We start from the raw sequence: 25,147 nt of genomic DNA on the forward strand, positions 1-25,147 counted from the left end.
ACCCTCGTTCACCATGACGGTTCAGCGGCTCCAGCCCTACGCGGTGACGATCTTCGCCGAGATGTCGGCGCTGGCCGCCCGCATCGGTGCGGTCAACCTCGGCCAGGGCTTCCCCGACGAGGACGGGCCGGCCGGAATGCTGAAGGTCGCCCAGGACGCCATCGCCGAGGGCGTCAACCAGTACCCGCCGGGGCTGGGTATCCCCGCTCTCCGGCAGGCCATCGCCGCGCAGCGCCTGCGCAACTACGGCGTCGAGTACGACCCGGACACCGAGGTGCTGGTCACCGTGGGTGCCACGGAGGCGATCGCGGCTTCGCTGCTCGGGCTGGTGGAGCCGGGGTCCGAGGTACTGGTGATCGAACCGTTCTACGACTCGTACTCCCCGGTCGTCGCGATGGCCGGCTGCCACCGGGTGGTGGTACCCCTGGTGCCCGACGGCCGCGGGTTCGCCCTGGACGTCGACGCCCTGCGCGCCGCCGTCACCCCGCGCACCCGGGCACTGATCGTGAACTCACCGCACAATCCGACCGGGATGGTGCTGACCGAGACCGAACTGTCCGCGCTGGCCGCGCTGGCCGTCGAGCATGACCTGCTGGTGATCACCGACGAGGTGTACGAGACGCTGGTCTTCGACGACCGCACGCATGTGCCGCTGGCCTCGCTGCCCGGCATGGCGGACCGCACCGTGACCATCTCCAGCGCGGCCAAGATGTTCAATGCCACCGGCTGGAAGATCGGCTGGGCCTGCGGCGCACCGGAAGTGATCGCCGGGGTGCGGGCGGCCAAGCAGTACCTGACCTATGTGGGTGGCGCCCCGTTCCAACCCGCGGTGGCCTACGCGCTGAACCACGAGGATGAGTGGGTGGCCGGGCTGCGCGCCGACCTGCAGGCCAAACGGGACCGGCTGGGCGCCGCGTTGACCGAGCTGGGCTTCGAGGTGCACCAGAGTTCGGGGACCTACTTCCTGTGTGTCGACCCGCGCCCGCTCGGCTATCACGACAGCACCGCGTTCTGCGCCGAACTGCCACACCGGGCGGGGGTGGCCGCCATTCCGATGTCGGCGTTCACCAGTAGTGACGGCGCGTGGAATCACCTGGTGCGCTTCGCCTTCTGCAAGCGCGATGACACCCTGGACGAGGCGATTCGCCGTCTCGAGGTGCTCAAGTCCCGCTGACGGGAGAGGATGGGTTGATGCCCGCTCTGCGCCGAGTCCCCGAGGACACGCTTGCGCGTCTCGATTCCCTGCTCACCGACGTGGATGCGAGGTTGGCCGCCCGCTATCCGGGCGACCGCGGCGCCGGCCAGCCGGTGCACACGGTGTACATCAGCGCCGCCGAGGCCGGACCGGCCACCGTCATCGAATGGGGAGCCGCCGCGCTCGAACTGCTCGACCGCCAACCCGAGGTGTTCGCCGAACTCGGCGATGAGACCGTCCTCGCCATGGTGCGCGAGCGCCTGCGCACCGCCCCCATCGCCGACCTGCGCCTCGACTTCGAGGACGGCTACGGCCGGCGCGCCGACGAGATCGAGGACGCGGACGCCCTGCGCGCCGGTGACACCCTGCGCGGCCTCGGGATCGGCAGTTCCGGGATCCGGATCAAGGGGCTGACCGCCGCGGACCGGCGCCGCTCGGTGCGCACCCTGGAACTGGTGCTCGACGGTGGGGTACCGGCGGGGTTCGTCTTCACGGTGCCGAAACTGCGTGCCGCCGAACAGGTCACCGCCACGGTGTGGCTGTGCGAGGCGCTGGAGCAGGCACACGGTCTGCCCGTGGGCACTTTGAAATTCGAGTTGCAGATCGAGAGCCCGCAGGCCATCGTCGGCGCCGACGGTACCGCCACGGCGGCCCGGGCCATCGACCTGGCCGACGGCCGGTGCACCGGATTGCATTACGGCACCTACGACTACAGCGCGGCCTGCGGTATCGCGCCCCAGCAGCAGGCCCTGGACCACGCGGTCGCCGACCACGCCAAGGCGGTCATGCAGGCCGCCGCCGCACAGACCGGGGTGTGGATCGCCGACGGTTCCACCCAGGTGTTCCCGGTCGGCACCGAGGAGCAGGTGACCCACGCGATCCGCAGGCATCACCGGCTGGTGACCCGCTCGCTGGAGCGCGGCTATTACCAGGGCTGGGATATGCACCCCGGCCACCTGGCCACCCGCTGGCTGGCCACCTTCACCTTCTTTCGCGCCGCGCTCACCGCGGCCGCACCTCGGTTGCAGGCCTACCTGGACCGCCGCGGCGGCGCGATCGTCGACGAACCGGCCACCGCGGAGGCGTTGGCCACCGTGGTGCTGCGCGGATTGGATTGCGGCGCCTTCGATGTCGACGATGTCGCGACGCTGGCCCCCGACGCCTCCCTGCCCGTACTGCGAGATCTCAAGGACCGAAAGACGTCATGACCGAATCCCTTCCCGACTTCACCTGGCTGCCGGATCTGGCACTGCGCACCCTCGGCGGGGCAGTGGTCTGGGCCAACGACGAATCGTTCGCCGAGAAGGAGAATCTGATCTCGCCGGGCCCGTCGACGTACCGGCCGGCCTCGTTCGGGCACAAGGGCCAGGTGTACGACGGCTGGGAGACCCGGCGCCGCCGCGAGACCGGGTACGACACCGCGATCGTCCGGCTCGGCGTGCCCGGCGTGATCCGTGGATTGGTGGTGGACACCGCGTGGTTCAAGGGCAACTATCCACCCGCCGTGTCGATCGACGCGATCGAGGTGGACGGCTACCCCACCGCCGGGCAGCTGGCCGACAGTGAGCACTGGACACCGCTGGTCGAGCGCAGCCGGTGCTACGGGGACAGCCGCAACAACTTCGAGGTGAACTCGGAGAACCGTTGGACCCATGTGCGTCTCAACATCTACCCCGACGGCGGCGTGGCCCGGTTGCGGGTGCACGGCGAGGGGCTGCCGGACAAGCGTTTCTTCGGGGCCGGGCCGCTGGATCTGGCCGCGCTGGAGAACGGCGGGCTGGTGCTGGACTGTTCGAACCGGTTCTACAGCTCCCCGCAGAACCTGATCTTCCCCGGGTATGCACAGGTGATGGGTGACGGCTGGGAGACGGCGCGGCGCCGCGACGACGGCAACGACTGGGTACGCATCCGGCTGGCCGGCCCGGGCCGGGCCAAGCTGGCCGAGATCGACACCTCGTACTTCATCGGCAACTCCCCCGGTGCTGCGGCGCTGACCGGGTTCCGCGCCGATGGTGAACCGGTGCAGTTGCTGCCGCGCACCGACCTGTTGCCCGACACCCGGCACAAGTTCCTGATCGACACCGATGAGGTGATCACCGAGGTGCGCCTGGACATCTACCCCGACGGCGGGTTGGCACGGCTGCGGTTGTTCGGGGAACTGGCGTGACGTACCCGCGCGATCTGGTCGGCTACGGCCGCACCCCGCCGCATCCGCACTGGCCCGGCGGGGCGGCGATCGCGGTGCAGTTCGTACTGAATTACGAAGAGGGCGCGGAGAACTGCGTCCTGGACGGCGACCCCGCCTCGGAGACGTTCCTGTCCGAGATCACCCCCGCCGAACCGTACGGTAATCGGCACATGAGCATGGAGTCGCTGTACGAGTACGGGTCCCGCGCCGGTCTGTGGCGGATCCTGCGGATCTTCGAGCAACGTGGTCTGCCGTTGACGATCTTCGCGGTCGCCCGGGCCATGCAGCGCAATCCCGAAGCGGTGGCGGCGTTTCGGGAACTGGGTCACGAGATCGCCTGTCACGGCTTGCGCTGGAAGTCCTATCAGCTGATCGGCGAGGACACCGAGCGAGCCCACATGGCCGAGGCGGTACAGATCCTGACCGAGTTGACCGGGGCCGCGCCCCTGGGCTGGTACACCGGCCGGGACTCCCCGCACACCCGGGACCTGGTGGTGGCGCACGGCGGGTTCGTCTACGACTCGGATTCCTACGCCGATGATCTGCCGTACTGGGTGCAGGTGGCCGGCGCCCATCATCTGGTGGTGCCCTACACGTTGGACACCAACGACATGCGGTTCTCCTCGCCGGCCGGGTTCGCCAACGGGGACGAGTTCTACGCACACCTGCGCGACGCCTTCGATGTGCTCTACGCCGAAGGGCTTGCCGGACAACCGAAGATGCTCTCGGTCGGACTGCATTGCCGGCTGGTCGGGCGCCCGGCCAGAGCGGCTGCGCTGCAACGCTTCCTCGATCACGTGCAGTCGCACGACCGGGTGTGGGTGGCGCGACGCATCGAGATCGCCGAGCACTGGCGGGCAGTGCATCCGGCGCCGGTCGAGTAGCGGACACCCCACAAATCACCGATGTCCTGAGACATCACCCTTGCGTACTGCATCCACGAGGCGTACTATCGAACATAGGTTCGAATTGAATTGAGTAGTGCTCCCGATCTGTACACGGTGAGCTTTCGCCCGCGACGTGTGTCGCTGAGAGGTTCGAGGGTCCCTGCGGGACCGTCCGAGCCGATTGCCTATGAATCCGAGTTGTCATCCCGTGTACCGCCTTTGGGAAAGGTTGGGCATCTGGCATGGACGCCACCCATCTCGACACGTTCGTCACTGCGTTGATCGATGACCTCGCTCCGGCAGGTGAGGGCACCGATCGCAGTTTGTTCGATCTGCTGGATTGTCCGCGGCCGGTGGTTGATGAGCCGGCCCTGTTGGCGGTGCTGGTGGCCGCAGTGACCGCGCGCAATCTGTTCGACCATGTGATCGCGTCGGCGGTCGCGGCCACCGAACGGCTCGGGATCCCGGCGCGCCGGCACCTGCGCTCGGGGGCCGATCTGCTCACCAGCATCGGGGTGGCCCCCGGCGTGGCGCTGCGGGCGGTACGGGTCGGACGTGCCGCGCCGATGCTGCCGGCCCTCACCTGCCAACAGCGACTCGGTGGGCTGGGTATCGAGTTCGCCGATGCGGTCGGCAGAGGAGTCGCCCACATCGCCGCCCGGGTTGAATTGACCGAGGAAGACCGGGCCACGGTGGTCACGAAACTGATGATCCAGACCACCCCCGCACAGGTGAGCGAGAAGGCCCGCGAGATCGCCATCGAGAAAGCCGCCACACAACCTCAAGAAGAGGGGGCGGTGCCGGTCGCGGAGAACACTGACCTCAACGACATGACGCTGGTGCAGACCGACGAGGGGCGGGTCGCCGCGACGCTCGATCTCGATGTGCTCACCGGTGAGGAACTGTTCGCGGCGTTGGATCCGTTGTGCCGGCCCGTTCCGCTGCCGGATGGGTCACCGGATCCGCGGCCGGCCGGGCGGCGCCGCGCGGACGCGTTCGGTCAGCTCGTGCGGGGCTACCTATCGAGCCAGCGGCGCCCGACCTCCGGTGGTGTGCTGCCCCACGTCACCCTGATCCGACCCGCCACCATCCGACCAGGTGCGCGCGGCCAGGAATGCGTGGACACCCTCGGGTTCGGTGGACCCATCAGCGCCGTCACCGCGGACCTGATCTCCTGTGACAGCACCCTCACCGCGGTGATCGTCGACGGCGCGGGGGCGCCACTGAACGTCGGACGCAGCGAACGGCTGTTTCCGCCCGCGCTGCGAAAAGCTTTGGGGGTGCGTGACGGTGGGTGCGCCTTCCCCGGCTGCGGCAGACCGGTGTCCTGGTGCGACGCCCACCACATCCAACCGTGGAACAGCGCAGGCACCACCTGCGTCGATAACGGAGTGCTGCTCTGCCGCAGCCATCACACCGCAATCCACCACGGCGGCTGGCAGGTCTACCTCGGCCCCGACCGGCACCCCTGGTTCATCCCACCCCACGACCCGGCCGAACCCCAACCGGCGCACCTGCGTTCACACGCCAGACGCACCATGACCGACCTACCCACCGCCGCTTAACCCAGCCCTCAGGCACCTTGAAAACTACACAGAGAACCGCACACGCGGCGGGAACCGGCACCGATGACGCCGCCGGACCCGCCACGACGAGTCAGGCCTTCTCGACGTACACCTTCGCCGGCGGCGCGGCGTATTCGCCGCGCTTGGACGTCCGCAGGCCCATCGTCACCAGGGACTGCACCGTGAGCGTGGCCGCGGTGACCCCGTCGACCACGGGCACCCCGATCTCCTCGGTGATGTGCGCGCACATATCGGCCATCCCGGCGCAACCCAGCACCACGGCGTCCGAGCCGTCCTGCTCGATCGCCTCCCGACACGCTTCGGTGACGAGTTTGAGTGCGGTCGGGTCGGTTTCGAGATCGAGCACCGGGATCTCGCAGGCGTGGAAGCCCCGGCAGAATCGGCTCATCCCGTACCGTTCGGCGAGTTCCTCGGCGCGGCCGATGGTGCGCCCCAGCGTGGTCACGACGCTGAATCCGCGCCCCAGATGACTGGCGGTGTGCATGGCGGCCTCGGCGATCCCGATCACCGGCCCGGCGGCAAGTTCGCGTGCGGCGTCCAGTCCGGGATCGCCGAAGCATGCGATGACGTAGCCGTCCACCCCGGCGTCCTCACCGCGCCGGATCGCCGCGAGCAGGCCGGGCACGCTCATCGCCTCGTCATAGTGGCTCTCGATGGACGGCGGACCGAAGTCGCTGGTGACGCCCACGACCTGTACGCCCGCGCCGGCCACCGCCCGGGCGCATGCCTCGATGGTCGAGGTCATGGCCCGGGTGGTGTTCGGATTGATCAACCAGATACGTGTCACGACAACGATTCTGCGACGAGGACGTCCTTCTTGGCGAGCAGATAGTACACCCCGAAGCCGACACCGCACCCGATGAACCAGCTGTACTGGGCCGTCGTCGACATCCCGGCGACGCTGCCGCCCAGCAGCACCGGGATGACGGCCAGCGTCGCCCCGACGATGGTGGCGATCACCGCGACCTTGTTGTATCCCTTGGTGTACCAGTACTTCCCGGACTCGTCCATGGTGAACAGGTCGTCCACCACCACCTTCTGCTTGCGGATCAGGTAGTAGTCGGCGATCAGCACGCCGAACAACGGTCCGATGAAGGCGCCGAGGGTCTCCAACGTGTAGTGGATGACCTCCGGGTTGTTGTACAGGTTCCACGGGGTGATCAGCACCGAGCCCACCGCCGCGATCATGCCGCCGGCGCGCCAGCTGATCCGCTGCGGGCTGACATTGGAGAAGTCGAAGGCCGGCGAGATGAAGTTGGCGACGATGTTGATGCCGATGGTGGCGATGGCGAAGGTCAAGGCGCCCAGCACGATAGCGAAGGTGCTGTCGATGCGGGCCACCGTCTCGACCGGGTCGGTGATCAGTTCACCGAACACCGGCAGGGTCAGCGAGGCGGTGACGACCACCAGCACCGAGAACAGCAGGAAGTTCACCGGCAGGCCGAGGAAGTTGCCCTTCTTGACCGCTTCGAATGACTTTCCGTAGCGGGAGAAGTCGCCGAAGTTGAGCATCGGCCCGGAGAAATAGGAGACAACCAGCGCGATGGCGCCCAGCATCACCGGGACCGACGACCACCCGGTGTAGGTGACCGAGCCGAGGTTGAGATCGATGGCGCCCCAACCGGCCTTGTGGATGAGGTAGCCGCACAGGATGAACATGACGACGTAGACGGCGGGACCGCAGAAGTCGATGAACTTGCGGATCGATTCCATCCCGCGCCAGAACACGCAGGCCTGCAACACCCACAGCAGCAGGAAGCTGCACCACCCGAGCAGCGACAGTCCGGCGAACCCGTAGTCCGCGACGACCGCGTACGGGGCCAGGCTCGGGAACAGTTTGATCAGTACGATGTCCAGTGCCGCCGAGGCCAGGAAGGTCTGAATGCCGTACCAGGCCACCGCGATCAGGCCGCGGATGATGGCCGGGATGTTGGCGCCGAGCACACCGAACACGGTGCGACAGATCACCGGGTACGGCACCCCGGCCACCTGACTGGGTTTGGCCACCAGGTTGCAGAAGAAGTACACGATGCTGATACCCACCAGCAGTGCGACCAGCACCTGCCAGCTGGCCAGGCCGAGGGCGAACAGGCTGCCCGCGGTGACGTAGCCGCCGACACTGTGCACATCGGACATCCAGAACGCGAAGATGTTGTACGACGACCAGGTCTGCTTGCCCAGGGGGGCCAGGTCCTCGTTTGTCAGGCGCGGGTCGTAGCCCGGTTTGATGACGCCGCCGCCGACCGGATGGCCGGCGGCTTCGACGACGTCACCGGCGCCGACAACGGCTCCCGGTGGCGCGGCTTTCGGTGGATCAGCGAGTTCGGTCATGCGTGCCGACGCTAAGATCGGGTTGTTTCCCTGCTGTTTCGCCCGAACTATCGTCCGATTGCGGCGAGAATATATTCCCTCAGGCCAGCAGGCCGGTGTTGCGCGGCAGGGTGGCGATGACGGTGTTGAGCCGGGCCGCGTGCCGCTGCGAGGCCGCGAGCAGTTCCTCGGCGTCCCCGGCCAGGAACGCCTCCAGCATGTCACGGTGATCGGCGTGCAGCGCCGAGCGGTCGGCGGGGCTGACGTGCACCATGGACTGCACAGGCTCGGTGATGTTCCAGGCGTTCTCCAGCATGTGCAGCAGCCGATGCATCCGCGACGGCCCGGTCAGCGCGGCGTGGAACTGCCTGCTGCCGCGGTGAAATGCCCCCGCATCACCGTCGCGGATGGCCTGCTCCAGGCGCTGATTGGCGATCACGGCCGCGGCCCGGTCCGTATCGGTGGCGTTGTGCACCGCGGCGGCCAGCGACGCGGCCTCCAAAGTCTCACGGACGATGTACATCTCGCGAAGTTCCTGCGCGGTCAGCAACGCGACTGTGTATCCGCCGTTGCGCCGGTGTGCGATCAGGCCCTCGGCGACAAGGGTCTTCAACGCCTCCCGGATCGGAATCTGGCTGACCCCGAACAACTCGGCGACCTCGGCCAGCGGGATCGGTGTGCCCGGCGGCACCCCGCCGTCGAGGATCGCGCGGCGCAGTTCGGTGAGCACCCCGTGCTGGGATGTGCCTACCCGCTCGACGATCAGACGTTCCAGCAGTACCGAACGTCGCGCCCCCATGCCGCAGAGGTTAGGCGGGTTGTGTTGCACCGCTGTTTCGGCACGGTTAGACATCAGAGTGCGGCGGTGACCTCCCACAGCAGCGACAGTGCGGGTTGCGAATGGTCGAGCGGACTGATCGCGACGTCGGTCGCACCCGCGTCGAGATAGCGCCGCAGGTGCTTTCGGACCGTCTCGGCATCGCCGACGGCGGCCAGGTCGGCGGGCGAGTCGAGGCCCTCCCGTTCGATCACCCGCTGATACGACGGGATGGAGGCGTAGAACTCCAGGGCCTGCGCGGCGACTTCGCGACCGGCCGCCACGTCATCGGTGACCAGGGCCGGCACGAACGCGATGGTCGCCGGTTCGGGCCGCCCTGCCACCGCAGCCGCGCCGGTGATCGTCGGGACGATGAAGTCGCCGATGGTGCGCGGCCCGGCGAGGTAGGGCAGGGTGCCGTCGGCCAGTTCACCGGTCACCTGCAAGGCCTTGGGTCCCATGGCCGCGACGTACAGCGGGATGGGCGTGCCACCGGGCACCGATACCGGCCATTGGGGGCCGGCGGTGAACTCGGCGCCGTGGAAGTCGACCTCGCCGTCATCGAAGATCGACCGCAGCACCTGGAGGTATTCGCGAAGCCGGGCGACCGGGCGGGGCCAACTGGTGCCGAAGGCGACCTCCTCCGGCTTATGCGAGCCCAGGCCGATACCCAGGCTGAAGTTGCCGTGCGCGGCGGCCTGCGCGGTCTGCGCCTGGCCGGCGATGACCAGCGGGTGGCGCGGGTTGAGCGGCACCACGGAGGTACCGACGCCGAGGCCGGGCACCGCGGCGCCGATCAGGCCGGCCAGCCCGATCGCGTCATGGTCGAATTGCTGTGCGAGCCAGATCTGCCGGACGCCGACATCATGGGCCCGGCGGGCCTGGGCGATCGCGTCGTCGACGTAATTGTCGGCCTGGCGGTTGGGGAAGAGCACGATTCCGGTGGACATGTACCGGACAGCAATCCCCGGGCCCCGATGATTCCGTTTCGCTCAGGATGATCGGATCGTCAGCCGTGGTTACGGGTGACCTGAGTACGCAAACGGTCGACGGCCGAGTCGAGCACCATCTTCTTGGCCCGGCGGATCAGGAACTCCGGGATCGGCGCGACGAGATCGATGATCAGGTCGAACCGGACCCGGGTGCGGTCTCCCTCGCGGATCAGCTTGTACTCGCCGTGCTGGCCGCGCTGCTGGAAGGTGTCCCGGGCATCCCAGACCATCCAGTCGTTGCCCCAGTGGTATTCGAGCATCTCCTTGTCGGTGATGCCCATGATCTTCACGGTCGCTTTGACGTGGTGCGGCCGGCCGTCGGGATGGCGGTCCACCACTTCGGTGGACCGGTGCAGCGTGGACCAGTTCGGCACCTCGTCGATGTCGGCGAGCGCATCCAGAATCGCCTCCGGCGAGGCGTCGAAGAGAACTTCCCTCGATGCCCTGACAGCCATCAAGCAAATATAAGACCGGCCTTAGACTGGCGCAAGGATTTGATCGAACTGCAATTTATTTATTGACGTCGCCGCTGGTAGCAAACCGAACTTCAGCCCTTCTTGACCTTGAGGACCTGTTTGCGCAGACCCGTGGTGGCCACATCGATGGCACCACTCATCACCTTCTTGAGCAGAAATCCGGGCAGCGGGATGGCCAGGTCGATGGTCATGTCGAAGGTCACCAGCGTCTTGTCACCCTGCGGGGTCAGCGTGTAGCTGCAGTTCTGCGATTTCAGCTGACTCGCCTTCACCAGGACCCAGCTGACCTTGTCCGGCTCCCAGGTGTAGTCGATGGTCAGCTGATCGCTGATACCGACGGTCTTGATGGTCTGGATGACGCGGTGCGGGCGCCCCTCGGCGTCCCGGTCGACAACCTCGGCCTTCTGATACTGCGGTGACCAGGTGGGGGTGGACTCGACGTCGGCGACGACGGCGAGGATCTCCTCCGGGGACGCTTCGATGACCACATCACGGGACACACTGGTTGCCATCGCCCGACAGTAGCGACCGGTTCGGTTCGCACGCGCCGATTCACCGCAGCTCCTAGACTCGTGTCCGTGGACGTCGACCCCACCCAGGCCCCCAGTGGCACCGGCTGTGTGGAATGCGACGCGGTGCACGGCTGGTGGGTTCACCTGCGTAGGTGCGCGGCCTGCGGGCATATCGGCTGTTGTGACGACTCGCCGGCCAAGCATGCCACCGCGCACTGGCGCGATACCGGCCATCCCATCATCCGCAGCTTCGAGCCCGGCGAGGACTGGTTCTGGAACTACGCCACCGACGAGTACTACGACGGCCCGGAACTCGCTGACCCCCAGGCGCATCCGGAGAGTCAGCCGGCTCCCGGCCCGCGGGGGCGGGTGCCGAAGGATTGGCTGCAACAACTGCGGGGACGCTGACCGTTTCCGGAGCTGCCGATTCGGGTATCTGAGCAGGCGTGACTCCCGATCCCAAGACCACTTCATCGAACTCCGGCCCCGAGGGCGCCGAGGACGACGTCCAGAGCGACCCGGCCAAGGGCGCCGAGGACCGTTCCGACTGGACCGACGAGGGTGGCGCGGCCCCGGACGGCCCCGCCACCAACGATTAACCCGCGTCGGCCAGTGCAGCCCTGGCCGCGTTGTAGCCGGGGATGAACGTGATACCCGGCCCCCCGTGGCAGCCCGCGCTGCCCAGGTACAGCCCCGAAACCGGGAGCTCCTGCCCGCGGAACCCCCGCGGGCCCGGCCGATTGGGTCCCATCTGCCCGGGGTGGATCAGGCCGTGGCAGTAATCCCCGCCGGGCGCGCCGAACATGGTGCCCATGTGTTTCGGGGTGAATGTGGTGTGCCGCAGAATCAGGCTCTCGAAATCCGGTGCCAGCCTGGTGATCTTGTCGATGACGCGCTGCCCCATCTCGTTCTTGAGGTCACCGTAGGCCGCGGCGGCCGCTTCGACCGGGAACCACAGCGAGAACGCCGAGACCGCGTGCTTGCCCGGCGGCGCCAGATCAGGGTCCCGCACCGACGGCATCTGCAACGCGATGGCGGGATCGACGGGCACGATGCCGCGCCGGCTGTCCTCCCACTGCTGCTGCAGTTCCTCGGGCGTGCTGAAAAGGCCGATGGCGGTTTGCATCTGGGGGTCGTTGAGCAGTCCGTAGGGATCGGCGAAGGTGGGCATGCCGTCGAGCGCGAAGTGCATCTGCAGGTAGCTGCCGCGGTGATCCACCCGGGTGTAGCGATCCCGGACCTCGGCGGGCACCGCTGCGGCGTCGAGCAGGCCGGTCACGGTGAGGTCGGGAGCGACGGCGGAGACGACGATCGGCGCGCTGATCGCGGTGCCGTCGGCGAGTCGCACCCCGGTCACCCGTCCGTCGGCGGTGCAGATCTCCCGAACCTGGGACCGCAACCGTAGCTCTCCCCCGCCGTCGGTCAGCAGCGTCGCCAAATGTGTGGTGAGCGCGCCGATTCCGCCGCGCAGCTTCTTCATCAGCACGGCGTTCTCGTCGGGTACCGCCAGCCCGAAGGCCAGCGCCGCGGCACTGCCCGGGGTGGCCGGGCCACGGTAGGTGGTGTTCACCGCGAGGAAGCTGAGCATGCCGCGCAGCGCACCGTGTTTCTCCGGGTCGGGCAGGTAGCGGTCGAGCACGTCGGTGACCGAACCGAACAGCATGTCGGTGATCGCGGAGCGCTCGAATTCGTTGTGCGCGCAGGCGTACATCTCATCGAGGGATCTGGGCGGGGCGTCGGCGTCGAAGCGGCCCAGCGCCCGGGTCGGCGCCATACTCCAGGCCATCAACCCGGCCATGCCGTTGACGGCCTCGGCCCCGTGCACCTCGTTGAGGTGGGTGAGCAGGCGCATCGGATCGGTGTAGTAGACGACAGGGTCGTCGCCGTTGCCGCGCAACGAAACCGACATCACCTCCACGTCGACGGTGGGAAGCGCGTCCAGACCGAGTTCACGACTGACCACCGCCGATGTGGGGAACTGCAGAGACCCCGCGATCTCGAATTTGTATCCGTCGAAAAGCTCTACGGTGGAAGCCATTCCGCCGGCGTAGAGCTTGGCGTCCACGCACAGGGTGCGCGCTCCGGCGCGCTGCAGCAGGGTGGCGGCGGCCAGCCCGTTGTGGCCCGCGCCGATGACGATCGCGTCGAAGTCCGCCATCACCCCAGGCTGACACCGAGGGGAATGTTTTGTCAATATTGTCAAAACTGGAAGGGTGCGGTCAGCGCCCGATGACTCCCGATTCCAGTGAATCCAACGCGGTACGGCAGAGTCGGGCCAGCTCGGGCAGCGAGTGCTCCTCGGTGAGCATCCACACCTCCATGGCCCCGAACACCGCCGCCGCGATGCAGCGGGCGGCGATGGTGACCCGCAGCGCGGCATCGGTGCCGGGGCGCGGCGGGTCGTCCCCGCGCAGGTGCTCCTCGACCACTTCGGCGAACGACGCCTCGACCTGGCGGATGTGGCGGACGATGACGCCCGGTTCCAGCTCCTCGGCGCGCAGTTCGGCGATCTTGGCGACCGCGTCGATGTCGTAGGGGGCCTGCAGGATCGCCGAATTCACCGACTCGACGATCGATTCCTGCGGCGACCGGTTGGCCAGCGCGGCGCGGAACCATTCCAGGCCGGCGTCGTAATCGGCGAACAGCAGATCGTTCTTGGACGCGAAGTGCCGGTAGAAGGTCCGCAGCGACACCCCGGCGTCGGCGGCGATCTGCTCGGCGGAGGTGTCCTCGACGCCCTGGGCCAGGAACCGCACCACCGCCGCCTGCCGCAATGCGGCGCGGGTCCGCTCACTGCGAGCAGTCTGCGCGGGCCGAACCATCCGCTCAACGTACCGGAGCGACGGATTCGCCCCGGACACGGCGTGTTTCAGCGCGGGGCGAGTAGTGCGATGGTTGCCTCGACGGCCTCTTCGGTGACGTCGCTCATCTTGCCGCCGTTCTCCACGACGATCGCCGTCAGCTCACGCAGACCGCCGATCAGCATGATGATGCGCTGCCGGGACACCGGCCCGATCCCGGCGGACCGGAACTGCGCGCTGTCCACCAACCCGGTCACCAACTCGACGAACTTCTCCATCGATTCGCGGGTCAGCTCGCGGCCGGCAGCACCCAGCGACGGCCCGTCCCGGATCCAGCTCAGGGTGAGGTCGGGCCGCGACTCCGCGGAGGCGATCCAGGCCTCGATGGCCTGGCGGGCCTGCTGCTCCCACGGCGCGTCCGGGTCGACCGCGGCGGCGATCGAGCGCACCTGCTCGGCGTTGGCCTCGGCGAGCAGCGCCATGAAGCATTCGTCCTTGCTGGAGAAATGCTCGTAGAACGTCCGCCTCGAGGTGCGGGCCCGGCGCACGATGTCGGCGATGGTCGTCTTGGCGTAGCCGTCCTCGGCGATCGAGGCCTCGAATGCGCTGAGCAGCCGCGACCTGAAGTCCGCCCCGGCCACTTCCGTCGTCACCCGGTCACCATAGAACGGGTCACCACAGCACGGCGACGGCGGCGGCCGTCACCGACAGCACGCCGGCCGCGACGAACAACGGCCGCGGCACGGCCTGCCCGGTCCGGCGTTGCCGCGCGCTGCCGATACCGAGCACCGCCCCCAGCGCGACCAGCAGGACCAGCTTGAGCCCGATCTTCGGGTAGTTGAGTTCGATGCCGGCCGGCCACGGCGCGGCCAGCGCGAGGCCGGTGACCAGTGAGAGCACCAGCCCGTAATCCATCGTCCGGGTGAACCGGAGCTCCCGCGATACCGCGGCGGTGACCCACGCGCCGAAGGTGACCGCGAATCCCACGATGTGCAGCAATACAACTACGTCGCGTAGTAGCTCCATCCGGACAGCGTAGCGTCACGTCGGCTCAGCGGAAGGGAGTCACCGGGCTGAGCACGTCGCGCACGAGCTGGCTGATGTTCGTCGCCGGATTCCCGTCCGGGAAGCTGACCGTGGCCAGGATATTGCCACCGGCATCGGCGAAGTTGCGGTCCGCGCGGCCCTGATGCGTCGAAGAGGTCACCAGGATGATCCCCGAGGTGTTCGCCTTCTTCGCCAATGGCACGGAGAACTGTGCATTCTGGACCGTGCTGTTGGCCTTGTCCTCGACGATGATCCGGTTGGCGGGGAACCCGAGCGTGCGCAGCAGGTTGCGCATCTCACCGGCCTCGGACTTGCCGTTACGCGGGTTGCCGCCGGTGACGATGATCGGGGACTGCGGGAAGGCCTGCGCGACCGCCAGGCCGGTCAACACCCGGGTGTAGAGAATCGGGCGCATCCAACCCTGGGGTGTCAGGCCGTAACCGAGGATGACGATCGCGGGCTTGGAGAAGTCCTTGCCCGCCACCGGCACCGTGGGCTGCGCCCCGGCCACCGGCGCCGCGGCGCAGGCGAGGGCGCATGCGAGCAGCACCGCACCGACGATGGTCTTGCAACGATTGCGCTGTTCATCCCCGAATGATTGCGACACGTGTTGTTGATCGTGATCGCTGGGAAAGATGTTACGGAGGCGACAATTTTGTCGATTCGATCTGAGTGGCCAGGGCCGGGATCGAACCGGCGACCTTCCGCTTTTCAGGCGGACGCTCGTACCAACTGAGCTACCTGGCCGGAAGGCCCCGGTCTCGCGACCGGGATACCTCGCCGAGATGGCGACCCTGACGGGACTCGAACCCGCGACCTCCGCCGTGACAGGGCGGCGCGCTAACCAACTGCGCCACAGGGCCTTGCTCTACTGCTACCCAAGTGTGTCACCACCTGGGCGTCGTACCCCCAACGGGATTCGAACCCGTGCTACCGCCGTGAAAGGGCGGCGTCCTAGGCCGCTAAACGATGGGGGCCTATCCGAATTTCTTCGGGCCGCTCTCAACGCCGGTGACGTTGGAAGCTTCGATAGCTTAGGACACGCCCCCCGAATATCCCAAATTGGGCACCCCCACCCGCCCCGAACAGGGGCTTCCCAGTATTCTGTTGCACCACTGCCCCTATAGCTCAGTTGGTAGAGCTACGGACTTTTAATCCGCAGGTCCCAGGTTCGAGCCCTGGTGGGGGCACCACGTGACTCGCGGCGCCGCTCACTCCCCGCCGGGACCACCCGAGTTGCCCGGGCTGCCGTGGCCGCCCCTCGTGCCGGTGCCGCCCGATGCGCCGGGCGCGGCGTGGCCATCCCCGCCCGAACTTGCGGTCCCGCCGGAACCTCCGGTTCCGCCCGCACCGCCTGCGCCACCCGTCCCGCCGGCGCCGCCTACCCCATCGTCAGCGTCAGAACCCTTCTGACCGAAGGGTTTGGCTGAACCCGCGACACCCGCTGACCCGCCGGTCCCGCCGTTGCCGCCGGAACCGCCGACGGCGCCGCCGCCCCCGACACCCCCGTTGCCGCCGTCCGCGCGCTCACCCGAACCGATGGCGATCGAAAAGGCGTCTCCGCCCTCGCCGCCGGAACCACCGTCACCCCCGACGCCGCCCGAACCGCCTTGCCCGCCGGCACCGCCGGCGCCCGCCGCACCGCCGGAACCGAACATTCCGCCACTACCGCCGTTGCCACCCGTACCGCCGACGCCACCCGTACCGCCGACGCCACCCGTACCGCCGACGCCGCCCGTGCCGCCCGTGCCGCCTAGTGCGTTGGCCGGCAACGTCGAACGTGCCTCGGCGTAGCCGCCCTCACCGCCAACCCCACCGGTCGCGCCCGCGCCCCCGGACCCGCCTTGACCACCCTGGCCCCCGGTTCCGCCCGCGCCACCGTTACCGAACAGCGTGCCGCCGTCGCCGCCGCGTCCGCCATTGCCGGCAGTGCCACCGGCGCCGGCCGCACCGACATCGATGCCCACGCCGCCGACGCCACCCGTGCCGCCGATCCCACCGCCGGCATCGGTGTTCTCAAGAATTGCGCTGCCGCCGTTGCCGCTGCCACCCGCACCCCCGCTGCCACCGATCTGGCCAAGGGTCCCCGCGCTGCCGGTGCCGCCGGCACCGCCGATGTTTCTGCCATTGAGCCCGGCGCTGCCGCCGGCGGCCGTCCCCGCAATGGGGGTCACGGCGGAGGCTCCCAGGGTTCCCGCGCCGCCGCGGCCGCCCGCACCGCCGTTGCCCATCATTCCGGCGTTGCCGCCGTCACCGCCATCGGCGCCGAGGCCGCCGTTGCCGCCATGGCCACCGTTGCCGATGATTCCGCCCTTGCCGCCGTTACCGCCGGCCAGCCCGTCGGTGGTGCTGTTCCAACCGTTTCCGCCGTTACCGAACAGCCAGCCACCGTTCTGCCCGTTGGGGTTGTCCGCAGTACCGGCGGCGCCGTTGCAGATCAGTCCGCAGGACAGCGGGACGCCGAGCACTGCCGCAAGGTTGACAGGCGCAGGGGCGTCGCCGCCGGCGCCGATGAAGTGGTCCGGTGCGTCACAGCCGACTCCGACGGTGCCGATGACACACTGCATGACGCTTTCCACCGATGACGTCGCGCTGTCGGCGGGCCCGGCCGAAGCGATGCCGGCGGGCCCGGCAAGCGCCAGGGCACCCGCACCCAGCACACCGCCAGCAAACCACGCCGGAGTTTTCCGCTTCGTCCCATGTGCACCCACGTGCTCACCCTTTCGCCAGAGCTCAACGGCGAGCCGCAACAGGTGAGGCCTGTACCCCACCTGTCGTGGAGCGAGCATGTTCGCGCAGATTAGCGCGTCAGGATGCGATTTCAGCGAAGAACAGCACAAATTAACGTATTCGTCAGCCGACCGGGTGACACAAAGGTCAGGCGCCGCTCAGGCGCCGCGCGCCGTCGCGATCTCACTCGACAGCGGTGCGATCGCCGCGATGATCTCGGCCACCACCGGACCGGGCACCCCGGCCGCGGCCAGGCTGTCCGACAGGTGCACGGCGACCAGATCGAAGTGCCGCACGGCGATGCCACGGCCCTGGTGCACCTGCCGCATGGGTGCACCGGTGTAGGGCTCCGGCCCGCCGAGGGCGGCACAGAAGAACTCGGCCTGCTTGCCCTTGAGTCGGGCCATGTTCGTACCGGTGAAGAAGCCGGCCAGTTCGGGGTCGGCGAGCACGCGCGCATAGAAGTCCTCCACCACCGCCTCGATGGCCTCGGCACCGCCGATCTGTGTGTAGATGTTCATCGGCCGAGCAGATCGCGGCCCGATTGCCGCGCCGTATCCGCCAGGTGCCCGGCGGGATACAAGACCCTCACAGAAGACCTGCGGCACCGGATTTTCCGTTCACCGCGCACACCCCTCCAAGATGTGATCAAATTTTCGCAAGATGTGATCACAAAGCGGTGAGCACCCCGGCAACCCGGACGGAAGGCCCCTTCGGATGACCGCCAGCACCACCCGACCTGTCGCACCACCCGATCAGCGCTCGGCCCGCCACGTCGTGGCCGGAGCCGGTGTCGGCACCTTCGTGGAGTACTTCGGCGACGCCGTCTACGCGTTCATGGCGGTCACGCTGGCCGCGGTCTTCTTCCCCACCGACAACCCGTCGCTGGCCATTCTGCAGACCTTCGCGATCTTCGGGGTGTCCTTCCTGATGTATCCGCTCGGTGGGATGTTCTGGGGCCACTACGGCGACAAGCTCGGCCGCAAGAAGGTGCTGGCCATCACGATCTTGGGAATGGGTGGCATCACCTCCCTGATCGGCCTGCTGCCGACCTACGATTCGATCGGCTGGGCGGCCGCCCTGCTGCTGCTGATCGCCCGCCTGCTGCAGGGCTTCTGCGCATCCGGCGAATACTCCGGCGCCGCAGTGTTCATCGGCGAATTCGCCCCACCGGAGAAGCGGGCGCGCTACATCAGCGTGGTGCCGATCGGCGCCGCCGCCGGCTTCCTCGTCGCCTCGCTGCTCATCACCGCGATGTTCTCGGTCATCGGCGAGGACGCGATGACCGAGTGGGGGTGGCGTATCCCGTTCCTGGTGGCCGGCCCGCTGTGCCTGATCGGTTGGTACATCCGCTCCAAGCTCGACGAGTCGCCTGAGTTCCTGGCCCTGCAGGCAGACGGAAAGATCGCGAAATCCCCCGTCGCACAGGTCTTCCAGCACCACTGGCGCAGCGTCGTGCGAATGCTGTGCATCATGGCGGTCAACGCGGGCGGCTACTACCTGGTGCTCTCCTACATGGTGACCTACTTCCAGGAGGAGGTGGCCCTGAGCGCCACAGCGTCCAACCTGATCGCCACCATCGCCCTGGTGGTCTACCTGCCACTGCTCTTCGGGGCCGCCGCGCTGTCCGACCGGATCGGCCGCAAACCGGTGCTGATCGCCAATGCGGTGCTGTTCATCCTGATCAGCTACCCGGCGTTCCTGCTGCTCGGGGCCGCCGGATTCGGCACGGCACTGGCCGTCCAACTGCTGTTCGTGGCGATGTTCAGCCTCAACGACGGCACCTTCGCCACCGCGTTCGTCGAGGGTATGCCCGCCGAGGTCCGGTTCAGCGGATTCGCCATTCCGTTCACCCTCGGTATCGGCCTGTTCGCCGGCGGCACACCGTTTTTGGCGACCTGGCTGATCGATTCCACCGGGACCGCGGCCGCGCCGAGCTTCGTGCTGATCGCAGTCTGCGCCATCGCCCTGTTCGGACTGGTGACGATGAAGGAAACCGCACCCGCCAAAACCTCGGCCGCACAGGACTGATCGGCCCCGGCATGCAACTGAGCGAATACACCTCCTTCGACGCCACCGCGCTGGCCGGGTTGATCGCCGAGGGTTCCACCACCGTCACCGAACTCCTCGACGTTGCGCAGGAAGCTTGTCTGGCAGTCAATCCCGAGATCAACGCGGTGGTGGAGGTGTACGACGACCCTCGGGTACCGGAGCCCATCGACACCGACGCGATGTTCGCCGGCGTGCCGTTCTTGATGAAGGACTTCGGTGCGCACGAGCACGGCCGCCGGCAGTGGATGGGCAGCCGCGCGGTCGGCGATGAACTCACCGGTACCGAGTCGGCACTGGCGAGGCGCTTCCGCGAAACCGGCCTGATTTCGATAGGCCGCACGGCCACATGCGAATTCGCCATCACCGCGACGGTGGAGACGGCGCGGTTCGGCGCCACCCGCAACCCGTGGGATCCGCGGCGCACCGCCGGCGGGTCCAGCGGTGGCGCGGCGGCGGCGGTCGCGGCCGGTGTGGTGCCGATGGCGCACGCCACCGACAGCGGTGGCTCCATCCGCATTCCGGCCGCCTGCTGCGGGCTGGTCGGGCTCAAACCCAGCCGCGGCCGCATCTCGTCGGCACCGGCCGGCCCCGCGCCCGGGGACTTCCACACCGAGTTCGTGCTCACCCGGTCGGTGCGCGACGCCACCCATGCCCTGGCCGTGCTGGAGGGCACCGAACCCGGAGATCCGTACGCGGTGCCGCCGTTGGACTTCCCCGTCCCGCCGGCCTCGCGGATCGCGGTGGCCACCCACGCCCCGTGGCTGCCCGCCCCCGATGCCGCGGCCGTCGAGACGACGGTGCGTACCGCGCGACAGTGTGAGCAGTTCGGGTACACCGTGGACGAGGCGACGCCGACGATCGACTGGCAGTCGCTTTTCGAGGCGATGAAAGACCTGTGGGCACTTGGCACGCTGGATACCGTGCGCGGCTGGGCCGACGTCTCCAGCACCGAGCGCCCCGCCGACGTCGAGGGGCTGACCTGGGACCTGGTCGGCCGTGCGCGCCGGCTGCAGCCTATCGACGTACTGGACGCTCTCGCCGAGGTCGACCGCGCCACACGTGCTTTCGCCGCGTTCATGGCCGACTACGACATGCTGCTGACGCCGGCGCTTCCCGGCCCGCCACCCCTGCTCGGCGACTACTCCCCCGATATGGACCTCGACGAGTACTACGACAGCCCGGTCGGCCGGATGGAGTCGGCGGCCGCGGTGTTCAACGCCACCGGCCAACCGGCCATCACGGTGCCGGTGACACTCGCCGACGGCCTGCCGATGAGCGTCCAGATCGCCGGGCGGGCCTACGAGGAGACCTCGGTGCTGACGCTGGCCGCCGAACTGGAAGCCGAGCTCGACTGGGCACGGTGGCGCCCGCCGGTGCACGCCGCGCGGACCGCCTCGGGTGACCTGTCATGACCGAGGTGACCCGGCTCAGCCCGCCGCAGGCCGCGTTCGAGCAGCTTCGCTCGTGGATCCTGGCCGGCGCCCTGCCACCGGGACAACGACTCCAGGTCCGTGACCTCGCCCAGGGAATGGGCTTGAGCACCATGCCCGTTCGGGAGGCGCTGATCCGGCTGGAAGAAGCGGGCCTGATCACCCAGGAACCGCACAAGGGCGCCGTGGTGGCCCGGCTGTCGCTGGAGGACCTGCACGACTACTACAACCTGCGCCAGATCATCGAACCCCCGTCGCTGCAGATGGGCGTGGAGCGCATGACACCGGAGCGGCTGACCCGGTTGCGGTCGACGATGGCCGCGTTGCGGACGGCCGTCGACGAGGACGACCTGGTCACGGTGTTGGAACTGGACGAACAGCTGCTGCTGCTCATCCACGGCGCGGTCGCCAACCGGCAGTTGCTGCGGGTGATCAAGTCCACCTGGGTGCGGGTGCGGCCGTACAAGTTGCTGTTCACCACCATCGCCCAGGCCGATGCCGGCGGCTACATCGTCGCGGAGAATTCGCGCTTCGTGGAACTCGCCGAGGCCGGCGACGGTCCGGGAACGCACGCGCTGATGATGCACAGCCTGGCCAATGCGAAGATCCGGCTGGCGGATCTGCTGCGCAGCCACGATCACGGTGACCCGCGCGGCCGCGCCCCGCGCGGCTCGCTGGTCGAGCTGATCACCAATCTCACCGGAGCAGACGGTGGCCACTGAATCCGCTCGGCACGTCATCGTCGTCGGCGGCGGGGTGATCGGGCTCAGTAGCGCCTACCACCTCGCACGGGCCGGGCACCGGGTGACCGTGATCGAGCGGGCCACCTGCGGGCGCGGTGCCTCCTGGGGCAACGCCGGCTGGATCACCCCGTCGCTGGTACAGCCGTTCAACGCGCCCGGCGCGGTGCCACAGGCCCTGCGCGCCATGCTGGATCCCGCCGGCCCCATAGCGATGCGCCAGGTTCCGACGTGGGCGCTCGCCCGGTGGGGATGGGCTTTCCTGCGCAACAGCCGCGCCGACCGCAGCCGGCGTTCGCTGCGCGCGCTGGCGACATCCGCGGCCGATGCCGCCGCCGATGTCGCCGCACTCGCCGCCGAACTGGACTTCGAGGTGCACCGCAGCGGGTTGTTGGTGGCGTTCCGGTCCCCGGATGCCTTGGCCGCCTTCCGGACCTCGCACGCGCAGGTGCAGGAGGCGGGTTACCGCGGCCACGCCGTGGAACTCGATGCCACCGAGACCAAGGCCCACGAACCCGCGCTGGCCGATGACGTGATCGGCGGCCTGTACCTGCCCGACGAGGCGAGCGTGCGGCCCGACGCGATGACCGCGGCACTGGCCCGGGGGATCACCCGCGCCGGTGGCGAGGTCGCCGAACAGGAGTCCATGCTGGCCGCCACCCCCGTGGCGGGCGGCTGGCGGGTGCGCACCCCACACCGCGAATTGTCCGGTTCCGCAGTGATTCTCGCGGCCGGCGAGCAGACCGCCCGGCTGGCCCGGGGTTGCGGTGTCCGCCTCGCACTGCAGTCCGGCCGGGGCTGCAGCGTGACCCTTCCCCCGGTGTTCGAACTGCAGGGCCCGCTCAAGATCGCCGAGCACCGGGTCGCGTGCACACCTTTCGAGAGCGGACAGGTGCGCATCTCGGGCACCTTCGATCTGGTCCGGCCCGGCGCCCGCACCGAACGCGGCCGGATGCAGGCCGTCCTGAACGCCGCCGCCACCACCCTGCCCGCCCTGGCCGACCTCGACATCGATGATCTCGAGGTCTGGAGCGGGGCACGGCCCTGCACCCCCGACAGTGTCCCCGTGATCGGCCCGATCGGACGGCACCCCGGCCTGTTCGTCGCGACCGGCCACGGCACGTTGGGCATGACCCTGGCCGTCCCCACCGGGCGGACCATCACCGAGATGGTGAATGCCACTCTCGGGCACACCATCTAGAGAGGAACACCAACCCCGTGAGCGCCGTCCCCCAGCAGCTGCACTTCTCCGTCGAGGAGTACCGCGCCCGCCTGCAGCGCACGCAGGCCGAGATGGAGCGTCATCGTCTCGACGCGCTGCTGCTGCATCAGCCGGAGAACATCGCCTGGCTCAGCGGGTTCTTCCATGACGGCTTCTTCGCCTACCACGCGTTGCTGATCCCCGCCGCCGGCGATCCGGTCCTCATCGAACGGGCGCTGGAAGACCCGGTAGCCCAGGAGCTTTCGTGGGTCACCGACCGCCGCGGATATTTCGACGGCGAGGACCCCGAGGCCCTGGCGGCGGCCGCGGTGGCCGAGCTGTGCGGAGACAACGCACGGGTCGCAGTGGAACTGGACTCGGCCTTCCTGCCGTTGACCCGGTTCCGCCGGATCGGGTCGCTGCTGCCGAACGCGGAACTGGTCTCGCACAACGCGATCGTCGAGGAACTGCGCCAGATCAAGTCCGCCCAGGAGATCGCCTACATCCGGGCCGCCGGCCTCATCGCGTCGGCGGCGGTGTCCGCCGGGTTGGCCGCCGCCCGGGTCGGCGCCACCGAACTCGACATCGCGGCCGCGGTGGCCCAGGCCCAGGCCGCACACGGGCACGACTCGTTCTTCGGCGGGCTCGGTGGCACCATCTGCAGCGGCTGGCGCACCATCCAGCTCCACGGACAGCAGACCGGGCGCACGCTGGAGGCCGGTGACCGACTACGCCTGGAACTGCCCGGCATCCACCGGCAGTACTGGGCCAAGCAGATGCGCTCGACGGTGCTCGGCCGTCCCGATGACGCGCTGCTGCGTGCACACGACATCCTGCGCGCCGCCCAGGACACCGCGATCGCCGCGATGGGCCCGGGCGTACCGGCCGCCCACATCGCCGACCTGTGCCGGCGCCCGGTCCTGGACGCCCAACTGATCGACCGCTACGAGAACCGGGTCGGCTACGGCCTCGGTATCCAATTCCACCCCACCTCAGGTGATTTCGCGCTCGACATCGATCACCGCACCAGCCGGAAGCTGGAGTCCGGCATGGTGTTCCACATGCTGCTGTTTGCGGCCGGCGCCGCGATCAGCGAGACCGTGGTCGTCACCGACGCCGGCTGTGAACTGCTCACCCACGGGCCCCGCAGCCTGCCCGAGGTCGGCTGATGCGCGCCCCCACCGTCGCCGTCATCTCGATGGGCGGCACCATCGCCTGTGCCCCCAGCGCCGACGGCGCCGGCCTGGTGCCGCGCATCAATGCCGCCGACACGTCACCCGTCAACGGTGTCGAGGTTCGATCCGTGCCCTGGAGCCTGACCGACTCATCCGAGATCAGTTTCGACGAGATCGTCCGCCTGGCACGGGAAGTGCGCGAGCAGACCGATCGCGGTGCGGACGCCGTGGTGATCACCCAGGGCACCGACACCCTGGAGGAGACGGCGTACGCGCTGAGCCTGCTGCGCCCACTGGACACCCCGGTGGTGTTCACCGCGGCGATGCGGGCGCCCAGCGCGCCGGGTTCGGATGCGGCGGCGAACCTCCAGGCCGCCATCAGCGCGGCTCTGGATCCGGAACTGACCTATGCCACCAGCGGCGCCGTGGTGCTGATGAACGACCAGATCCACTCCGCCAAATGGGTGCAGAAGACCCACACCCACCGTGTCGACGCGTTCCGGTCGGTCGGCCGCAGCGATCTCGGGGTCATCCACGAAGGACGCGCCACCCTGCTGCGCTGCGACCCCGCCCCGGCGCTGCCCGCGCTGCTGGACTCCGACCGCGGGGACGCGGTCCGGGTCGCCCTGCTCACGGCCGTGCTCGACCAGGACACCGATCTGATCCACGCCGTCGCCCGGTGCGGATATCAGGGCCTGGTGGTCGAGGGCCTGGGCGGCGGGCATGTCAGCGGCGCCGTCGCCGAGGCGCTCGGCGAACTCGCCCGCGACATCCCGGTGGTCTACGCATCCCGCACCCGGGCCGGTGCGGTACTCGAAAAGACCTATGGCTCACCGGGTGCCGAACTGGACCTGATCGGACGCGGCTGCATTCCGTCCGGCCAGCTGACCGCGCTCAAGGCCCGGGTGCTGCTCACCCTGCTGCTGCGGTCCGGGCATCCCCGGGACAAGGCCGAGGCCCTGCTGATGGCCGAGGGCGCGGCCGGGGACGGCTGAGCCGTCCCCGCCC

At 68.7% G+C, this 25,147-nt stretch carries 25 protein-coding genes, 4 tRNA genes and 1 pseudogene; 14 read left to right on the forward strand and 16 right to left on the reverse strand.

Going from position 1 to position 25,147, the window contains the following annotated elements:
• The first annotated feature begins 13 nt into the window (after nt 1–13).
• From K0O62_RS24595 to K0O62_RS24615, 5 genes are all read left to right on the forward strand, one after another.
• Nucleotides 14–1,174 carry a pyridoxal phosphate-dependent aminotransferase gene (locus K0O62_RS24595; protein ID WP_073859045.1) on the forward strand — a complete coding sequence of 387 codons (1,161 nt, stop codon included), beginning with the start codon at nt 14–16 and terminating at the stop codon, nt 1,172–1,174.
• Between the two features lie 17 nt (nt 1,175–1,191).
• Nucleotides 1,192–2,403, forward strand: coding sequence for a DUF6986 family protein (locus K0O62_RS24600; protein WP_073859046.1), 1,212 nt, complete (start codon nt 1,192–1,194; stop codon nt 2,401–2,403).
• The gene (gene alc / locus K0O62_RS24605; protein ID WP_073859047.1) at nt 2,400–3,362 is read left to right on the forward strand and encodes an allantoicase; all 963 of its coding nucleotides are present in this window, start codon (nt 2,400–2,402) and stop codon (nt 3,360–3,362) included. Before K0O62_RS24600 ends, alc begins: the two co-directional genes overlap by 4 nt.
• Nucleotides 3,359–4,267, forward strand: a complete 909-nt coding sequence (gene puuE, locus K0O62_RS24610; RefSeq protein WP_073859048.1) for an allantoinase PuuE — start codon at nt 3,359–3,361, stop codon at nt 4,265–4,267. The genes alc and puuE overlap by 4 nt, the downstream gene beginning before the upstream one ends.
• Nucleotides 4,268–4,512: 245 nt before the next feature.
• Entirely contained in the window at nt 4,513–5,835 is a 1,323-nt protein-coding gene (locus tag K0O62_RS24615) for an HNH endonuclease signature motif containing protein (RefSeq protein ID WP_220045477.1), read from the forward strand.
• Between the two features lie 91 nt (nt 5,836–5,926).
• Here K0O62_RS24615 and K0O62_RS24620 read toward each other — a convergent pair whose 3' ends face one another.
• From K0O62_RS24620 to K0O62_RS24645, 6 genes are all read right to left on the reverse strand, one after another.
• A complete protein-coding gene (locus tag K0O62_RS24620) occupies nt 5,927–6,643 on the reverse strand; it encodes an aspartate/glutamate racemase family protein (RefSeq protein WP_073856579.1) in 717 nt (238 codons plus the stop codon).
• The gene (locus tag K0O62_RS24625; protein WP_073856580.1) at nt 6,640–8,187 is read right to left on the reverse strand and encodes an NCS1 family nucleobase:cation symporter-1; all 1,548 of its coding nucleotides are present in this window, start codon (nt 8,185–8,187) and stop codon (nt 6,640–6,642) included. The genes K0O62_RS24620 and K0O62_RS24625 overlap by 4 nt, the downstream gene beginning before the upstream one ends.
• A 79-nt stretch (nt 8,188–8,266) precedes the next feature.
• Nucleotides 8,267–8,965 carry a GntR family transcriptional regulator gene (locus tag K0O62_RS24630; protein ID WP_073856581.1) on the reverse strand — a complete coding sequence of 233 codons (699 nt, stop codon included), beginning with the start codon at nt 8,963–8,965 and terminating at the stop codon, nt 8,267–8,269.
• A gap of 53 nt (nt 8,966–9,018) precedes the next feature.
• Nucleotides 9,019–9,933 (reverse strand): LLM class F420-dependent oxidoreductase, encoded by a 915-nt coding sequence (locus K0O62_RS24635; RefSeq protein ID WP_073856582.1) that lies wholly within the window; start codon nt 9,931–9,933, stop codon nt 9,019–9,021.
• 59 nt (nt 9,934–9,992) lie between these two features.
• Nucleotides 9,993–10,430, reverse strand: a complete 438-nt coding sequence (locus K0O62_RS24640; RefSeq protein WP_073856583.1) for an SRPBCC family protein — start codon at nt 10,428–10,430, stop codon at nt 9,993–9,995.
• A gap of 92 nt (nt 10,431–10,522) precedes the next feature.
• Nucleotides 10,523–10,963 (reverse strand): SRPBCC family protein, encoded by a 441-nt coding sequence (locus tag K0O62_RS24645; RefSeq protein ID WP_073856584.1) that lies wholly within the window; start codon nt 10,961–10,963, stop codon nt 10,523–10,525.
• A 60-nt stretch (nt 10,964–11,023) separates the two neighbouring features.
• Here K0O62_RS24645 and K0O62_RS24650 point away from each other — a divergent pair, with 60 nt between their 5' ends.
• Together K0O62_RS24650 and K0O62_RS24655 are read left to right on the forward strand one after the other, a co-directional pair.
• Nucleotides 11,024–11,371 (forward strand): UBP-type zinc finger domain-containing protein, encoded by a 348-nt coding sequence (locus K0O62_RS24650; RefSeq protein WP_073856585.1) that lies wholly within the window; start codon nt 11,024–11,026, stop codon nt 11,369–11,371.
• A gap of 38 nt (nt 11,372–11,409) precedes the next feature.
• Nucleotides 11,410–11,562: a hypothetical protein gene (locus K0O62_RS24655; protein WP_165636981.1), complete on the forward strand. Its 153-nt coding sequence runs from the start codon at nt 11,410–11,412 to the stop codon at nt 11,560–11,562.
• Here the strand turns inward: K0O62_RS24655 and K0O62_RS24660 are convergent.
• The 8 genes from K0O62_RS24660 to K0O62_RS24695 form a co-directional block, all read right to left on the reverse strand.
• A complete protein-coding gene (locus K0O62_RS24660) occupies nt 11,559–13,121 on the reverse strand; it encodes a phytoene desaturase family protein (RefSeq protein WP_073856586.1) in 1,563 nt (520 codons plus the stop codon). The two genes, K0O62_RS24655 and K0O62_RS24660, sit on opposite strands and share 4 nt — an antisense overlap.
• Before the next feature lie 61 nt (nt 13,122–13,182).
• Complete coding sequence (locus K0O62_RS24665; RefSeq protein ID WP_073856587.1) at nt 13,183–13,785, reverse strand: TetR/AcrR family transcriptional regulator; 603 nt, start codon at nt 13,783–13,785, stop codon at nt 13,183–13,185.
• A 47-nt stretch (nt 13,786–13,832) separates the two neighbouring features.
• Nucleotides 13,833–14,417: a TetR/AcrR family transcriptional regulator gene (locus K0O62_RS24670; RefSeq protein WP_073856588.1), complete on the reverse strand. Its 585-nt coding sequence runs from the start codon at nt 14,415–14,417 to the stop codon at nt 13,833–13,835.
• 19 nt (nt 14,418–14,436) lie between these two features.
• Nucleotides 14,437–14,790 (reverse strand): Fe-S protein, encoded by a 354-nt coding sequence (locus tag K0O62_RS24675; RefSeq protein WP_073856589.1) that lies wholly within the window; start codon nt 14,788–14,790, stop codon nt 14,437–14,439.
• A 25-nt stretch (nt 14,791–14,815) separates the two neighbouring features.
• Nucleotides 14,816–15,418: a YdcF family protein gene (locus K0O62_RS24680; RefSeq protein WP_073856590.1), complete on the reverse strand. Its 603-nt coding sequence runs from the start codon at nt 15,416–15,418 to the stop codon at nt 14,816–14,818.
• Nucleotides 15,419–15,484: 66 nt separating this feature from the next.
• Nucleotides 15,485–15,558 (reverse strand) — tRNA-Phe (locus tag K0O62_RS24685).
• A gap of 39 nt (nt 15,559–15,597) precedes the next feature.
• Nucleotides 15,598–15,674: transfer RNA gene (locus tag K0O62_RS24690), tRNA-Asp, on the reverse strand.
• A gap of 41 nt (nt 15,675–15,715) precedes the next feature.
• Nucleotides 15,716–15,788 (reverse strand) — tRNA-Glu (locus K0O62_RS24695).
• Nucleotides 15,789–15,928: 140 nt separating this feature from the next.
• Here K0O62_RS24695 and K0O62_RS24700 point away from each other — a divergent pair.
• Nucleotides 15,929–16,004 (forward strand) — tRNA-Lys (locus K0O62_RS24700).
• 600 nt (nt 16,005–16,604) lie between these two features.
• On the opposite strand, the pseudogene K0O62_RS29105 reads toward K0O62_RS24700, so the two are convergent.
• A pseudogene (locus K0O62_RS29105) lies at nt 16,605–17,279 on the reverse strand (PGRS repeat-containing protein); the annotation flags it as partial.
• Between the two features lie 420 nt (nt 17,280–17,699).
• Nucleotides 17,700–18,062, reverse strand: coding sequence for a group I truncated hemoglobin (locus K0O62_RS24710; protein WP_073856592.1), 363 nt, complete (start codon nt 18,060–18,062; stop codon nt 17,700–17,702).
• Nucleotides 18,063–18,258: 196 nt separating this feature from the next.
• Here K0O62_RS24710 and K0O62_RS24715 point away from each other — a divergent pair, with 196 nt between their 5' ends.
• The 6 genes from K0O62_RS24715 to K0O62_RS24740 are packed head-to-tail and all read left to right on the forward strand — an operon-like array spanning nt 18,259 to nt 25,134.
• Nucleotides 18,259–19,572, forward strand: coding sequence for an MFS transporter (locus K0O62_RS24715; protein ID WP_073856593.1), 1,314 nt, complete (start codon nt 18,259–18,261; stop codon nt 19,570–19,572).
• Between the two features lie 11 nt (nt 19,573–19,583).
• Nucleotides 19,584–21,005: an amidase gene (locus K0O62_RS24720; RefSeq protein WP_073856594.1), complete on the forward strand. Its 1,422-nt coding sequence runs from the start codon at nt 19,584–19,586 to the stop codon at nt 21,003–21,005.
• Nucleotides 21,002–21,745 (forward strand): GntR family transcriptional regulator, encoded by a 744-nt coding sequence (locus K0O62_RS24725; protein ID WP_073856595.1) that lies wholly within the window; start codon nt 21,002–21,004, stop codon nt 21,743–21,745. The genes K0O62_RS24720 and K0O62_RS24725 overlap by 4 nt, the downstream gene beginning before the upstream one ends.
• A complete protein-coding gene (locus K0O62_RS24730) occupies nt 21,735–22,964 on the forward strand; it encodes an NAD(P)/FAD-dependent oxidoreductase (RefSeq protein WP_073856596.1) in 1,230 nt (409 codons plus the stop codon). The genes K0O62_RS24725 and K0O62_RS24730 overlap by 11 nt, the downstream gene beginning before the upstream one ends.
• A gap of 17 nt (nt 22,965–22,981) precedes the next feature.
• Nucleotides 22,982–24,133: a M24 family metallopeptidase gene (locus K0O62_RS24735; RefSeq protein ID WP_073856597.1), complete on the forward strand. Its 1,152-nt coding sequence runs from the start codon at nt 22,982–22,984 to the stop codon at nt 24,131–24,133.
• The gene (locus K0O62_RS24740; RefSeq protein WP_073856598.1) at nt 24,133–25,134 is read left to right on the forward strand and encodes an asparaginase; all 1,002 of its coding nucleotides are present in this window, start codon (nt 24,133–24,135) and stop codon (nt 25,132–25,134) included. The genes K0O62_RS24735 and K0O62_RS24740 overlap by 1 nt, the downstream gene beginning before the upstream one ends.
• Nucleotides 25,135–25,147 lie beyond the last annotated feature (13 nt).

It is taken from the genome of Mycolicibacterium diernhoferi, from assembly GCF_019456655.1.
GTDB classification, from domain to species: Bacteria; Actinomycetota; Actinomycetes; order Mycobacteriales; family Mycobacteriaceae; genus Mycobacterium; species Mycobacterium diernhoferi.

What these genes read in the sequence shown, in the direction of transcription:
- K0O62_RS24725 (WP_073856595.1), top strand. Translation starts at nt 21,002, where the DNA reads ATGACCGAGGTGACCCGGCTCAGCCCGCCGCAGGCCGCGTTCGAGCAG.
- K0O62_RS24625 (WP_073856580.1), bottom strand. Translation starts at nt 8,187, where the DNA reads ATGACCGAACTCGCTGATCCACCGAAAGCCGCGCCACCGGGAGCCGTT.
- K0O62_RS24660 (WP_073856586.1), bottom strand. Translation starts at nt 13,121, where the DNA reads ATGGCGGACTTCGACGCGATCGTCATCGGCGCGGGCCACAACGGGCTG.
- K0O62_RS24665 (WP_073856587.1), bottom strand. Translation starts at nt 13,785, where the DNA reads ATGGTTCGGCCCGCGCAGACTGCTCGCAGTGAGCGGACCCGCGCCGCA.
- K0O62_RS24635 (WP_073856582.1), bottom strand. Translation starts at nt 9,933, where the DNA reads ATGTCCACCGGAATCGTGCTCTTCCCCAACCGCCAGGCCGACAATTAC.
- K0O62_RS24630 (WP_073856581.1), bottom strand. Translation starts at nt 8,965, where the DNA reads ATGGGGGCGCGACGTTCGGTACTGCTGGAACGTCTGATCGTCGAGCGG.
- K0O62_RS24740 (WP_073856598.1), top strand. Translation starts at nt 24,133, where the DNA reads ATGCGCGCCCCCACCGTCGCCGTCATCTCGATGGGCGGCACCATCGCC.
- K0O62_RS24675 (WP_073856589.1), bottom strand. Translation starts at nt 14,790, where the DNA reads ATGGAGCTACTACGCGACGTAGTTGTATTGCTGCACATCGTGGGATTC.
- K0O62_RS24645 (WP_073856584.1), bottom strand. Translation starts at nt 10,963, where the DNA reads ATGGCAACCAGTGTGTCCCGTGATGTGGTCATCGAAGCGTCCCCGGAG.
- K0O62_RS24720 (WP_073856594.1), top strand. Translation starts at nt 19,584, where the DNA reads ATGCAACTGAGCGAATACACCTCCTTCGACGCCACCGCGCTGGCCGGG.
- K0O62_RS24600 (WP_073859046.1), top strand. Translation starts at nt 1,192, where the DNA reads ATGCCCGCTCTGCGCCGAGTCCCCGAGGACACGCTTGCGCGTCTCGAT.
- K0O62_RS24615 (WP_220045477.1), top strand. Translation starts at nt 4,513, where the DNA reads ATGGACGCCACCCATCTCGACACGTTCGTCACTGCGTTGATCGATGAC.
- K0O62_RS24715 (WP_073856593.1), top strand. Translation starts at nt 18,259, where the DNA reads ATGACCGCCAGCACCACCCGACCTGTCGCACCACCCGATCAGCGCTCG.
- K0O62_RS24640 (WP_073856583.1), bottom strand. Translation starts at nt 10,430, where the DNA reads ATGGCTGTCAGGGCATCGAGGGAAGTTCTCTTCGACGCCTCGCCGGAG.
- K0O62_RS24595 (WP_073859045.1), top strand. Translation starts at nt 14, where the DNA reads ATGACGGTTCAGCGGCTCCAGCCCTACGCGGTGACGATCTTCGCCGAG.
- K0O62_RS24710 (WP_073856592.1), bottom strand. Translation starts at nt 18,062, where the DNA reads ATGAACATCTACACACAGATCGGCGGTGCCGAGGCCATCGAGGCGGTG.
- alc (WP_073859047.1), top strand. Translation starts at nt 2,400, where the DNA reads ATGACCGAATCCCTTCCCGACTTCACCTGGCTGCCGGATCTGGCACTG.